Origin of the sequence: Francisella noatunensis subsp. noatunensis (genome assembly GCF_009823375.1) — a bacterium.
GTDB classification, from domain to species: domain Bacteria; phylum Pseudomonadota; class Gammaproteobacteria; order Francisellales; family Francisellaceae; genus Francisella; species Francisella noatunensis.
On the sequence record NZ_WBSX01000050.1, the window covers coordinates 1 to 12,558 of the forward strand.

The window sequence follows — 12,558 nt, forward strand, 5'->3', positions numbered from 1 at the left end:
TAATTGTTTTATCTCTCATGATAAGTCCATGAATATCAGATATGATATATCGTTCTTCTGTTGTGGGCGGTATGAATTTACATTGGGTCATATTATTTTCGATTACAAATTTGTAAAATATAAATTTTATATTACTATAGTAAGAACTTATTATTTTGTATTTCGTATTGACATCATCTAGTGAATCCAGGTCATCATTATATAATATCTCAATAACCTTCTGATATTGTGTATCTACATGACTATATTTTGCTTGTATATCTCTTATATTTTTGATGATTGATAAATCTGTTTCAAAAGCATATGATGAAGCAAATAGGTGCATATTATTTAGAAAATGTCTTGCTACAAAAGGAATTGGAGAAGTATACCTAACATCACTACCGTAATTTATTTTGGGTAAAAAATATCTTTTTAAAAAGGAAGTAATTAAAAGTTTTAATTGATCATAAGTTTCTATTTTATTTAGGTGTTTATTAATTATTAATATCTCCACAGATAAACACTTTTTGTCAGTACTTGTTGTAAATAAACTAGAAATATTAAATGTAGTTATAAATCTTTTAAAATCATTAAGCATTCCCATAGTTACAACATTTTTCATAAATTCAGATTAATAAACCTTAATTAATAATTACTATTTTAACACAAAAAAAGGTTCTTAGTCAAAATTTTATCAAGCTGTTCAATATTGCTTGATTCAAAGTCCCTAAAATGTTTTGTTATAGATTTACAAAATGCATCATAACTTGGGGTTTCTATTTTCTTCTCATTGAAAATATCTATAACTGAGTAGATGATTTTTCTTGGAAGCATTTGATTGGCAACAAAATTTTTAATAGTCTCATCGAATAAATCTTTATGCTTGTAGAATGATTCAAAACCTAAGCCTTCTAAGATAAGACGCTTATGGTTACTTTTAGATGTTGATGGATAATTTCTTAATAAGTTTATAGTTTTGTAATCTACATTCAGAAGATCAGAGATATAACGAATATCTTGCTTATAATATGAGTTAATATTATAAAATTTATTTGTAGCTTTAAAATATCCAAGTTGAAGAATAGCTCCTACTCTAGCATCTGGATTAGAATTTCTCACAAAAACATGATCCAATATCTTATCCATTATGAAGAATGAGATTCTTTCTTGGTTATTGAATTTAGGTGGTTTATCAAACTGCTGAGCATCATACTCTGGCAATACTTGAAATTGTGACATTAATCTAACTCCCCAATAAGTTCAACAGATTCAGCCAAGTCATCCTTTGATGGATGACAATATAGTTTAGTGGTTTCAAGCGTCTCATGTCAGCTAATACAGCAATTTGCTCTAGTCCAACTCCCGCATTAACAAGGTTTTTACAGAAAGTATGTCTTAGTATGTGAGGAGTAATAAACCCAAGCTCTATATATTCCACTCGTTCCGCCTCATCATGAAGAAGTAAACGATCTAATGAGTGATTTAGAGAAATTCTTACATAATGAAGAGATATTCGTCCCTCATTTAATAAAAATAGCAATTGCTCATTATCAGTTTGAAACTATCCACCCTTTTCTAGATGGTAATGGGCGTATAGGAAGATTGTTGATTACTCTTTACTTAGTTAGGCAACGGTTTATTAAAGAAGCCCTCTCTATATATATCTGATTTTATTGAGAGAAATAAATCAGCTTACTATGAGGCTCTTACTAGAGTACGAACAGAGAATGATATTATCCATTGGATCAAATTCTTTTTAGAAGCTGTTATTGATACCGCAAATAGTGGTGTTGAGACATTTAAACAGATCCTTGAGCTAAAAAATGAAATGGATAACATAGTTACCTTCTTTGGTAAAAAAGGACATAACGCTAACTTACTTATACAGTTTTTATATCAGAAACCTATTATTTCAGTAGCTGATATTATAGAGCCACTAAATATAAGTAAACAAACAGCTAACCTTCTTATTAGAGACTTTGAAAAAAATAATATTCTAAAAGAAATTACTGGATATGAAAGAAATAAACTCTATGCTTTTGAGAAGTACCTGAATATTTATAGTAAGACTTAAGCCCCTAAACCTGACTAAGAGCTGTTTTTAAAATCAGAAAATATACAAATTGTATATTTTGTTGGCGATAATCAATTAATTAGAAATGACTGAAAACCGCCTTGCTTTGCATATTTTATTATAAATTAGTAAACATTTAGCGTAGTAGGCCTTCACCTCCGGAAGTTGTGCCCTAACGCCAAATTGAAACTTAAAATGGCTAATTTTCACTCAAATTATCAGCTTTCAGTTCCTAGAATGCCTAGAGTCGGTACCAAAATTGATAAAACTCAACTTTAAAAAGGCAAAACCATCTAAAAACTGGATAAAATATCAACCACAGACTGAAACTAGGTACTCAGTTTGGCGTTAGGGCACAACTTCCGGAGGTGAAGGCTTAGTATGTTATTTAGTTGTTGTTTTTTGTAAATATATGGTAAAATCATAAACATATACAATAATCGTGTAAATAATTATGAATAATCCTAAGATGTCAGTAGCTAGTATTGCTAATAAACAGAGTGTTACTAGTCAAGCTATACATAAGAAATTAAAAAGTAATGATATAGTATTAGAGAAATTAGGCAATAAATCATATATTGATCATATTACGGCAAAAAGCTTTTTTAATTTTTCTTTCAAAAATAAAGTTATAGCATTTCAAATTGTAAAAGGAGGTACTGGGAAAACTACATCATTATTTAATGTTTGTTGTGCTGCTAGTTTGTATGGTGCTAAAATATTAATGGTCGATCTTGATCCGCAAGGAAATCTGACAGATGTGTGCAATGTTGATGCAGAAAATCTTCCTGTAATGATTGATATTGTTGAGGATAATATTCCTGTCCGTGAGGCAATAGTTAATGTATATCCAGGAGTTGATTTAATATCAAGTCGAATTGAGAATGTAGTCTTAGATAATAAGCTTGCGCTTTCTAAAAAACCTCTAGATAAATTATACAAACGTATTTTCAAAGATATTAAAAATGAATATGATTTTATTTTTATGGATTGTCCCCCTACTATGGGACACTCTGTCTCAGCTGTTACATTATATGCTGATCTACTTGTTATACCTTTGAACCCTGATAAATTTAGTGCAAAAGGTTTATCAATACTTAAGAATGAAATAGAAAATTTAAATAACATGTATGATGTTGATATAGATTATAAGGTATTTTTAAATAAATATAGCGGAAATACAATACTTTCAGATAAGGCTATTCAAACAACAATTACAAAAGAGCATGAAGTGGGTAAGGCTTTATCTACTGCAATAAAATTAGCTCAAGAAATACCTAATGCTATAGATAATGAAGAGAATATTTTTTCCAACTTTAAGCAATCAAGTGTTAGGGATGATTATGATGCTCTTGCTAGAGAAATATTAGATATTAAAATTTAAATGGAGTAATCAAAATGCCAAATATTTCGAATATTAAATCATCAAAAAAATTCACTAAGAAAAATTATAGAGCCTATAATATGACTGGTGATGCTACAAATATAAATGAAGATAAAATAGTAAAAATTAGCCATAATGCTATTTATAAGTGGCAATATAAGGACAGGCTAAAGGGTGACCTAGGAGATATAGACGCTTTATCTAATAGTATAAGAGATAATGGTCAGCAAGTTCCTTGCGTTGTTAGAAAAGTAAATGATAAATATGAATTAATAATTGGTGAGAGGCGTTGGTTAGCTTGTAAAAAGCTTGATATAGATTTGCTTTGCATAGTGAAAGATATAGATAATAGACAAGCATCAATAATTCAAGCAATTGAGAATGAAAAACGACAAGATTTATCTGATTACTCTAGAGGAATGAGTTATGCAAATAAGATATCAGAAGGAATATTAACGGTTAAGGACCTTCAAGAGAGTTTAGCTATAAGCAAGCTTGATATAAGTAGGTTATTATCTTTTTCCAAAATGGATAAGGATATTTATAATAGTATCAAAGATTTCACAAATGTATCATCTAGAACTGCTGCTGAAGTTAATAGAATGGCCAATAAGGGTGAGAAATATAAAGATATTATTATTTCTTTATCAGATAAAATAAGCAAAGGCAGTATAGGTGCTAGGTCTTTAGAGAGGATGATAGAGAATAGATTAAGCCCAAAAAAGGCAAAATATAATAAAGTACTTAAGGGCAAAAATATTGAAATTGTACAAAATAATAACAATTATCAAATAAATTTTAATTCATCGACGACTAGATCTATGAAAGATAAGGTAATTAATCTTGATAAACTATTAAAACTTATAGATGATTATATAGATAATGAAGCTAGTTAGTATCCACGTGGATACCTGAAGCTTTTATATTTTGTATAATTAGAATATGGTGTATTTATCTGAATATGAAATTAATTCATCTAACACTTATCTCTCCAAAAGAATTTGAAAACCAAAGTAAATTAGTGCTTTGGCTTGAATCTTCACGGAAATCGCGTAGAAAAAACTTTTACTCTTATAGTTGTGACAATATAGCTTTAGATGAGTTTATTGAACAAAACTTTCCATCACATATTCTTAGGCCGTATAAACTAGAGCTGGATATTCCTTTAAATAAAGATAATGAAGAAATACCTTCACCATTAATAGCAAATACGATCGATATAGAAGATAAGAGTATCCAGTATATTTCTCCTACAAATATAAACTCTCTAGTAACATTTAACATATTATCTTTTATTAAGGATTTACACTTTGCGACATTTTATTTTGATGATGATATTCAGCTAGCCATGATGCTAAGTTTTGGATTAAAGTTGTTAAAGAACTAAATACAGTTATTAAACATGATCAATATATACCAGATATTGTGGCAGCAAAGTCTAAATCTAATCCTGAATATAGTTTAAATGGGAACCTTTAAGTCACGATTTTAATAAGTTTGCGAAGGAAATTGGTAGTTTAATGCCAAGGTCTGCATGTGAAGTTGTTAATGCAGATGGTGAAAGTATGTTAACTAATTTGATCCTACAAACTAGCTTTGCTCAAAAGCATTATAAACAAGTAGAAGGCTCATTGATCGAGAATGCCTTAGTACCTAAACGTAAGCCTAAACTTACTCCTAAGCAATATAGTAAATGGAAACAGTGGAGAGGTAATTTAGATTATGATCAACTTGGTTCACCTTTTAGATTAACCCTGCGATTAGAAGCACCAGAACAAGAAAATGATAAATGGTATTTAACATTTTTACTACAGTCTAAAGAAGATCCATCATATATGGTTGATTTGGGCGAATATTATAGTAACAAGCAAAAACCAATTTATAAAAAAATGTTTGGCTCATCAATTGAAAGAGGTCTATTGCTTCAGTTAGGCTATGCTAGTAGGTTATATGTTCCTATAGAAAGATTATTTGATTATGGTTTATATGAATCAGATATAGAGCTTAATAAAGATGAAGCTTTTGATTTCCTTAAGGAAGATGCTTGGACATTACACGCTTGTGGTTACAATATTATTGTACCATCTTGGTGGACTAAGAAAGGAAGGCTTAAGGCTAAGATTAAAGTTAATGCTAGCAAGCGTAAACGAGATAAAATGGATAATCCTAAAGGTTACTTAGGATATGAAAGTTTAGTAGATTTTAATTATGGCTATGCTATTGGTAATCAAAGCATATCATTAAAAGAATGGAATGAACTATTAAATGCTAAATCAGATTTAGTATTCTTTAGAGGTCAATGGATAACTATAGATCCTAAAGAAATGCAACGTATGCAAGCATTAATAGAATCATCAGAAGCTGATCGACTTAGTGGCAATATTCAAGATTTAATTGAGATGTCTGCTAATGATGATGACTTTGATGTAGATGTTGATCAAGCTTTAGAGCAAATGGTAAGCCAGCTTGGTGATAAACAAAGTATTACGATGTTAGATTCTCCAGAACAATTACAAGCAACTTTGAGACCTTATCAATTAAGAGGGTTATCATGGCTAACATATTTAGAGGCTATAGGAATGCATCCTTGTCTTGCTGATGATATGGGTCTAGGGAAGACAATGCAGATTATATCTTTGCTACTCCATAGGAAGTTTGAAGAACCTTCATTACTTATTGCTCCTACTTCAGTTATTGGTAATTGGGACAGAGAAATTAAAAAGTTTGCACCGAGTATTAAAACTTATATATATCATGGATCAAAAAGAAAATCAGATGTATTCCATAAAGCAATAGAAGGGTGCGATATTGTTATTACATCTTTTGGTTTATTACGTAGAGATAAGGCAGTTTTTCAATCTCAACATTGGTCAAGAATTATAGTTGATGAAGCACAAAATATTAAAAATCCAACAGCAGCTCAAACTAAAGCTTTATGTAGCTTAGAAGCTAACTCTAGAATAGCCCTGGAACACCTGTTGAAAATAGACTAATGGATCTATGGTCAATATTTAATTTCCTTAATCCTGGTTATTTAGGTAATAAAGCTATATTCAGAAAACAGTTTGAATTGCCTGTACAAAAAGATAATGATGAGCAAAAAGCTAAAGTTCTTAAGAAAATGGTTGAGCCATTTATACTTAGAAGACTTAAAACAGATAAAAATATTATTAAGGATTTACCAGATAAGGTAGAGCAGAAAGTGTATTGTCAATTAACTAAAGAACAGGCATCTATTTATCAAACAGTGGTTAATGAAACAGAGGAAAAACTTAAATCAGCGGATAGTAAAGAACAGAATGCTATATTTGTATCTTCTATACTAAGATTGAAACAAGTTTGTAATCATCCAGCTCAGCTTTTACAGGATGGCAGTGAATTTACTCCTGAAAGATCAGTTAAACTACAAAGATTAATAGAGATGACTAAAGAGATAATGACCAATGGGGAAAGTGTACTAATCTTTAGTCAGTTTACAGAGATATGCCAACAGCTAGAAAAAGTAGTTAAGCAGAGTGGTTATAACACTTATTATTTTCATGGTGGTACTTCTAGAACAAAAAGAGAAAAAATGATTACAGAGTTTCAGGATCCTAAGTCACCACCAGCAATATTTATTCTTTCTTTAAAAGCAGGGGGTGTTGGTATTACTTTGACCAAAGCTAATCATGTAATTCATTTTGATCGTTAGTGGAATCCTGCTGTAGAGAATCAAGCAACAGATAGAGCTTATCGTATAGGTCAGAAAAAAACTGTATTTGCACATAAATATATTACTACTGGTACTATAGAAGAAAATATAGATTTGATGCTTGAAGAAAAACAAAGAGTTTCAGATATGATAGTTGGTAGTGATGAATCATGGCTAAGTAGTTTAGATAACAAGTCATTTATTGACTTGATTAAACTTAAAAACCAAATGGTGGCGTAATATGCAAAAGACAGGGTGGGGAGAGGCATTTGTAGAGTCTTTAACTTCTTTTATAGATCATGGAAGGCTTTCAAGAGGTAAATTTTATCGTACAGACCGTAGAGTTTTATCTTTTGATATGAAAGATAATCAGGTTAAAGCAACTATTCGCGGTAATGTGAATCCATATTTGGGGGTTTATAAAGAACTTAAATATAAAGTTACACTTAACTTTAAAAAGCTATCTAAGACTCAGTGGGGTAAAGTTGTAGATAAGATATGTAGCCATCCAGGTTGGTTATCTAAGTTAATGCTTAATGAAATTCCTAGTGATATAGATAGTGCTTTTGAAGAGGGTGGCTTATTACCTAAAAGCTATAATGATGTTGAAGCAAAATGTACGTGTCCTGACTATGAGAATCCATGTAAACATATAGCAGGCGTGTATTATCGTATAGCTGAAATGCTAGATAGCCAGCTAATGTTGTTGTTTCCATTACATGGAATATCTATTGATGAGCTTCAAGAACAACTTAAAAGCAATGATTTGGGTAGGGCATTTGCTGAACATTTATCTAGCCCTAAAGATATTGAAGTAGAAATCCAAAAAAGCAAATTTACTCCAATTACAGAAAAAGCGATTAATAAAGATAGCTATTGGAGTATGCCTAACTTCGAATTTGATAAGAATGATGATTTTGAGCCAATTACTGCATCTATAATCAAAAAACAGGGTGATTATCCGAGCTTTTGGGAGAGACAGAACTCTTTTGTTAGGTCTATGGAAGATATATACGGATGTGTCAGAACAAAAAATAAAAAGTTCTTATAGCTCTTGTAACCTTTGTTTTAGATATGTGAGTCTATCATTTTGTTTAACATTTCTAACGGCCATTGAAATAGCCTTGGCTTCACCAATAAGTATAACTAGCTTCTTACCTCTGGTAACTCCAGTATATATAAGATTTCTCTGTAACAGCATATAATGTTGCATAGCTATTGGTATAACTACTACAGGATACTCAGAACCCTGTGATTTGTGTATTGAAGTAGCATAAGCTAAATCAATCTCATCAAGTTCTGTAAAATCATACTCAACTTCTTTACCTTCAAAGTCTATTATAGCCATAGTTTCATCATGATCAATGGATTTAACTATACCAAGATCACCATTAAATACTTCTTTGTCATAATTATTTATAAGCTGTTACTTTATCTCCAATTCCAATAGTAAGTCCGAATTTGGTTATACTCGCTACAGGATTAGGGTTTAGTTCTTTCTGTAATTCTATATTTAAAGATTTAGCACCTAAACCACCTCTATGCATAGGAGTTAATACTTGGATATCATTATGGGCAAACTTAAAAGTTTCAGGTATCTTTTGGCTAACTATTTTAATCAAAGCATCATGAATAACATCTGGCTCTAAGTGTACTGTAAAGAAATCAGTATCTGTATTAGGTTTAGTGTAATAAACCGAGATATTTGAGTAATATTATCCCAGAGTATTTATGTAAGAATCATATCTTCAAGAACAGCGGTTAATATTTCATCAGTAACATGACTTAAATCTTTTTGATAAGCTAACTCTAAGCAACTAACAACAACGTTGTAAATTTTACGAGGAGTATCTTTTGTAGCTTCTTTAAGTATTCTTAAAGCTGCTTCGGAGAATAATGTAGTGTTTGCTCCAGCTTCTTTGAGCCCGAACTCAATGAAACTTTTAAACTCCGAGAAATTTTCAATTTGCCTAAGAGTATGATAAATTCTTATTCGTGATGTAATAGCATCGTATCTACTTTGCTTTAATTTGCGAAGTAACTGGCTATTGCCGACTAGCCATAATGTTAAGATATTTTCAGAATCATAGTTGAAATTCAGGAAGGATGCTAGGTTTTCGAAGAAATCATATTCTTTATTGGGACAAGTTTTTGTGTCTTGGATTCACAATAAATATTTACCAACATAAGGAGCTAATACATGCTAAATATTAATGGTCTTAGCCATATAAATATCACTGTAGATAACATAGAAAAAGGAATTGAATATTACAAAAATTTATTCAATGCTAAACCAATACAAATTTTCCATAGATTTAAAAATGATAATTTTTATAAATCTGCTGGATTTATGGAAAATTATAAAGATGCATTAGCAAGCATAGCATTTCTTAAGATAGAAAATATTCCTTTAACACTTGAATTAATGGAATACCATAATCCTAAAGGTGATGATAATAAAAATATAAAAAAGAAAACGAATGATATTGGTAACGTAGGTCATATTTCACTAAAAACTTCAAATATAGATAAGGATTTTGACTATATAGCAAAAAGTGGGCTTGTATCAATGATAAACTCTCACAAAGATTATAAGCCATATACTTTAGGTAAAATAAATCCTGATCAGTTTAAATTTTTTGATAAAGAGTTAGAAAGTAGTAAAAGTGAAAAACATAAAGTTTGTAAATATGTGAGTAGTATAAAATACTTTTATTTTATTGATAAATATGGAGTTCAATGGGAATTAGAACAAGGAAATGATATTTAAATATTTCCAGTATTTAAATATTTTTTTATTAAAGTTAAGAAAATATACATATTAGGTCTAACTTCTCTCTTTTCCTTTATATCAAAAAATCCTTGATCTAAAACTGCAAATTTAGGTCTGAAATCTTTGAATTTTTTAATATCAATACAAGCAATATTAGCAAGTTCATCAGATATATTTAAAGAGAGTTTAAAGGATCCACCACCACTTTTTATGCTAAGGTAATTTGATATTTCATCAGAATTATCATTTATGAATTTTTGGATTGCATCATAATCAGTAGCTAAGGCCTTTCTTTCGTTTTTTTCTTGCTCTTTTTGTAAATTTTCTTGCACCTGCTCAAATGCTACATCTTCTTGTAATTGTTTATTTTCAAGAGTGCCAAGAAAAAATGCAGCTGGAGTAATCTTTATAGTTTTATCTTCGATGGCTTGTTTAGTAATTTCTACAGCCTGATTAATAGCGTCAATAGAATAAGACTCTTCAATTTCTACAACTTTTTTTGCTCTAATTCCCCAGGATGTTAAAATTGATTCAAATTCACTTTCTGCTACTGGTGAAATAATATAATCAACTTTTTCATATGATTTTTTACTTATGTTACTTCCTTTCTGATGGTCTTCTTTATACTTATAGTCAAATAGAAATTCTATCTTTGTAAAAGCTTTTCCTTCTTTTATCAAATTATATGAAATACTAATATCAGTATATTCATTTATATTACTAATTATCAAATCTAAAACTTTTTTCTTCAACATGTTTATTGATCTGTACTTATCGTTGAGATCGAAGCTATCTCTGAAATCAGCTAATGTTATTATATACTTCCTGTTTTTACCTTTAGAACTATCTAAATCCAACTTAGCCAATATATATATATTAAAAGAATAATCACTTTTAAGATTAACAATATTACTTGGTTCAACTATGCCGTATTTAAAAAAGTTTTTTAAAATTTTTAAAGCATACTCATTTATTTCGATATTTGTTATTCCTGTTTCTTTATCATACAAGAATGTGTTAAACCAATTAGACATAGCAAATGAATCTGAGCAACTTACTCGGTCAGGATGGCTTGTTACTATTTTCTTATCTAAAAGAGATAAAAATATATTTCTTATCTCCCTAGAAAACTTTTCTTTACTGAAGCCCATAGATATTAGTGTATTTCTATGAATATTAATTTTTCTATTAATAACTGATACATCTACATCAGATAAATTTAAAGAATTAAACTCATCTTTATTAACTTGAACCAACTCTTTCTTGATCTCTCTAGATAAAGCATAAACTATTATTTGCTCCAATCTATTCCAACTCTTTTTAGTTCTTAGTGCAGAAAAGTTGTTTGTTACTTTTATACTTTCTTTCAATGTTAGTGTCTTCATAGAATGAATTACCATCTCTTATTATTAAAGCAACTATTTAATTATTGTATGTTGCTTATTTGAAAAATTGCCAAAAAGTTGCTTTTACTTGCCAAAAAGTTGCTTTTACTTGCCAAAAAGTTGCTTTTACTTGCCAAAAAGTTGCTTTTACTTGCCAAAAAGTTGCTTTTTAATCGCTGTATGCCTAGTATCTAAAGGCTTTAAGTTAATTAACAATATACAATTGTATACAATAATATAAATATACAAACAATGAGCATTAACAGTAACGCTTGTCTGTATGTTTTTTTTTGATTATAAATTATTCGAGGAGTCTTATAAAGAAATGATTAAAAGTCATACCAAAACTATCATTTAAACCATGATTCTAGTGATAATATTTTTATTTTAGTTATTTATATCATTTTATGTTGTTTATTTTCAAAATAGTATATCATTTGTGTAATGTTATTTTTAATGATAAAAAACATATAAAATGTCTCAAAGAATTGGTTACATTAGAGTGTCTTCTAAAAATCAGAATTTAGATAGGCAATTAGAGGTAATGCAAAAATATAATGTTGAAAAATTATTCCAAGAAAAAATATCTGCTAGAGACACTAACAGAGAACAACTAAAAGAGCTGCTTAAATATACCAGAGAAAAAGATGTCGTTTATGTTGAAAGTTACTCTAGGTTGGCTAGATCAACAGCCGATCTTTTAAGCTTACTAGATCAATTTAATAAAAAAGGTTTTGGGCTTTGTATCAGATAAAGAGCAAATTGATACTACGACTCCACAAGGCAAGTTAATGATGACTATTTTTGCTGGATTATCTCAGTTTGAAAGAGAGTGTATGTTAGAAAGACAAAGAGAAGGTATTGAGTTAGCTAGGATTAAAGGTAAATATAAAGGTAAACCTTTTGCCATATATGATAATAATGTTTTTAAAAATTGCTTATTAGATATCAGAGATAAAAAAATAAAAGTACCAGAAGCTATGAAAATTCTTAGAATTAAATCTATCACTACATATTATCAGCGTAAGAGATTACTAGATAAATATGGTGACTGTAATCATACAAACGCCCTACCCTCTATAAAAAGTAACAAATCTATGTATAGTAATTTAATGTATAGTAATTTAGATTTTACGATATTACGAGTTTTATGATATAAAAAATAAAAATGTATCATTTCAAAGTAAAATAGATGTCAACATTTCTCAAAATTTTCCACGAAAGTGCCTAAACTGCCTAAATTTAGAGACCTATAGATACACTTATCCT

The 12,558-nt window shown here is 29.5% G+C and carries 16 protein-coding genes and 1 pseudogene; 12 read left to right on the plus strand and 5 right to left on the minus strand.

Annotation, left to right across the window (positions count from 1 at the left end):
* Together F8C69_RS05360 and F8C69_RS05365 are read right to left on the minus strand one after the other, a co-directional pair.
* A partial coding sequence (locus F8C69_RS05360) for a hypothetical protein (RefSeq protein WP_159184467.1) occupies positions 1-604 on the minus strand: 604 nt, incomplete at its 3' end.
* Positions 605-642: 38 nt separating this feature from the next.
* On the minus strand, positions 643-1,221 hold the full coding sequence (locus F8C69_RS05365; RefSeq protein WP_159184468.1) for a DUF4158 domain-containing protein: 579 nt from the start codon (positions 1,219-1,221) through the stop codon (positions 643-645).
* A 192-nt stretch (positions 1,222-1,413) separates the two neighbouring features.
* Between F8C69_RS05365 and F8C69_RS11295 the strand changes: the two genes are divergently transcribed.
* The 9 genes and pseudogenes from F8C69_RS11295 to F8C69_RS05395 all read left to right on the plus strand — a co-directional run bounded on the left by F8C69_RS11295 (position 1,414) and on the right by F8C69_RS05395 (position 8,182).
* Positions 1,414-1,650: a Fic family protein gene (locus F8C69_RS11295; RefSeq protein ID WP_372357587.1), complete on the plus strand. Its 237-nt coding sequence runs from the start codon at positions 1,414-1,416 to the stop codon at positions 1,648-1,650.
* A gap of 160 nt (positions 1,651-1,810) precedes the next feature.
* The gene (locus F8C69_RS05375; RefSeq protein WP_159184470.1) at positions 1,811-2,056 is read left to right on the plus strand and encodes a hypothetical protein; all 246 of its coding nucleotides are present in this window, start codon (positions 1,811-1,813) and stop codon (positions 2,054-2,056) included.
* 454 nt (positions 2,057-2,510) lie between these two features.
* Complete coding sequence (locus F8C69_RS05380; RefSeq protein ID WP_159184471.1) at positions 2,511-3,440, plus strand: ParA family protein; 930 nt, start codon at positions 2,511-2,513, stop codon at positions 3,438-3,440.
* 14 nt (positions 3,441-3,454) lie between these two features.
* On the plus strand, positions 3,455-4,336 hold the full coding sequence (locus tag F8C69_RS05385; protein WP_159184472.1) for a ParB/RepB/Spo0J family partition protein: 882 nt from the start codon (positions 3,455-3,457) through the stop codon (positions 4,334-4,336).
* A 65-nt stretch (positions 4,337-4,401) separates the two neighbouring features.
* Positions 4,402-4,827: a hypothetical protein gene (locus tag F8C69_RS10220; protein ID WP_200147158.1), complete on the plus strand. Its 426-nt coding sequence runs from the start codon at positions 4,402-4,404 to the stop codon at positions 4,825-4,827.
* Positions 4,828-5,329: 502 nt separating this feature from the next.
* A pseudogene (locus F8C69_RS10225) lies at positions 5,330-6,735 on the plus strand (DEAD/DEAH box helicase); the annotation flags it as partial.
* A 126-nt stretch (positions 6,736-6,861) separates the two neighbouring features.
* On the plus strand, positions 6,862-7,131 hold the full coding sequence (locus F8C69_RS11405) for a C-terminal helicase domain-containing protein (protein WP_328598605.1): 270 nt from the start codon (positions 6,862-6,864) through the stop codon (positions 7,129-7,131).
* Between the two features lie 117 nt (positions 7,132-7,248).
* Complete coding sequence (locus tag F8C69_RS11035) at positions 7,249-7,371, plus strand: hypothetical protein (RefSeq protein ID WP_267906205.1); 123 nt, start codon at positions 7,249-7,251, stop codon at positions 7,369-7,371.
* Between the two features lies 1 nt (position 7,372).
* A complete protein-coding gene (locus tag F8C69_RS05395) occupies positions 7,373-8,182 on the plus strand; it encodes an SWIM zinc finger family protein (RefSeq protein ID WP_159184473.1) in 810 nt (269 codons plus the stop codon).
* Here the strand turns inward: F8C69_RS05395 and F8C69_RS10235 are convergent.
* The gene (locus F8C69_RS10235) at positions 8,177-8,479 is read right to left on the minus strand and encodes an ATP-binding domain-containing protein (protein ID WP_200147161.1); all 303 of its coding nucleotides are present in this window, start codon (positions 8,477-8,479) and stop codon (positions 8,177-8,179) included. The two genes, F8C69_RS05395 and F8C69_RS10235, sit on opposite strands and share 6 nt — an antisense overlap.
* A 64-nt stretch (positions 8,480-8,543) precedes the next feature.
* Positions 8,544-8,753, minus strand: a complete 210-nt coding sequence (locus F8C69_RS10240; protein WP_200147162.1) for a hypothetical protein — start codon at positions 8,751-8,753, stop codon at positions 8,544-8,546.
* Positions 8,754-9,331: 578 nt separating this feature from the next.
* Here F8C69_RS10240 and F8C69_RS05405 point away from each other — a divergent pair.
* Positions 9,332-9,901, plus strand: coding sequence for a VOC family protein (locus F8C69_RS05405; RefSeq protein ID WP_159184474.1), 570 nt, complete (start codon positions 9,332-9,334; stop codon positions 9,899-9,901).
* On the opposite strand, the gene F8C69_RS05410 is transcribed toward F8C69_RS05405, so the two are convergent.
* Complete coding sequence (locus F8C69_RS05410) at positions 9,898-11,274, minus strand: replication initiation protein (RefSeq protein ID WP_159184475.1); 1,377 nt, start codon at positions 11,272-11,274, stop codon at positions 9,898-9,900. The genes F8C69_RS05405 and F8C69_RS05410 overlap by 4 nt on opposite strands.
* 490 nt (positions 11,275-11,764) lie before the next feature.
* On the opposite strand from F8C69_RS05410, the gene F8C69_RS11040 reads away from it, so the two are divergent.
* Entirely contained in the window at positions 11,765-12,043 is a 279-nt protein-coding gene (locus F8C69_RS11040) for a recombinase family protein (protein ID WP_200147163.1), read from the plus strand.
* Positions 12,024-12,443, plus strand: coding sequence for a recombinase family protein (locus tag F8C69_RS10250; RefSeq protein ID WP_200147164.1), 420 nt, complete (start codon positions 12,024-12,026; stop codon positions 12,441-12,443). The genes F8C69_RS11040 and F8C69_RS10250 overlap by 20 nt, the downstream gene beginning before the upstream one ends.
* The last annotated feature ends 115 nt before the right edge of the window (positions 12,444-12,558 follow it).

Bases quoted from the DNA above. Each gene is read 5' to 3' on its own strand.
- F8C69_RS10235 (WP_200147161.1), bottom strand. From the start codon at position 8,479: ATGGCTATAATAGACTTTGAAGGTAAAGAAGTTGAGTATGATTTTACA.
- F8C69_RS05405 (WP_159184474.1), top strand. From the start codon at position 9,332: ATGCTAAATATTAATGGTCTTAGCCATATAAATATCACTGTAGATAAC.
- F8C69_RS05395 (WP_159184473.1), top strand. From the start codon at position 7,373: ATGCAAAAGACAGGGTGGGGAGAGGCATTTGTAGAGTCTTTAACTTCT.
- F8C69_RS05385 (WP_159184472.1), top strand. From the start codon at position 3,455: ATGCCAAATATTTCGAATATTAAATCATCAAAAAAATTCACTAAGAAA.
- F8C69_RS05380 (WP_159184471.1), top strand. From the start codon at position 2,511: ATGAATAATCCTAAGATGTCAGTAGCTAGTATTGCTAATAAACAGAGT.
- F8C69_RS11040 (WP_200147163.1), top strand. From the start codon at position 11,765: ATGTCTCAAAGAATTGGTTACATTAGAGTGTCTTCTAAAAATCAGAAT.
- F8C69_RS11405 (WP_328598605.1), top strand. From the start codon at position 6,862: ATGACTAAAGAGATAATGACCAATGGGGAAAGTGTACTAATCTTTAGT.
- F8C69_RS11035 (WP_267906205.1), top strand. From the start codon at position 7,249: ATGCTTGAAGAAAAACAAAGAGTTTCAGATATGATAGTTGGTAGTGAT.
- F8C69_RS05365 (WP_159184468.1), bottom strand. From the start codon at position 1,221: ATGTCACAATTTCAAGTATTGCCAGAGTATGATGCTCAGCAGTTTGAT.
- F8C69_RS05375 (WP_159184470.1), top strand. From the start codon at position 1,811: ATGGATAACATAGTTACCTTCTTTGGTAAAAAAGGACATAACGCTAAC.
- F8C69_RS10220 (WP_200147158.1), top strand. From the start codon at position 4,402: ATGAAATTAATTCATCTAACACTTATCTCTCCAAAAGAATTTGAAAAC.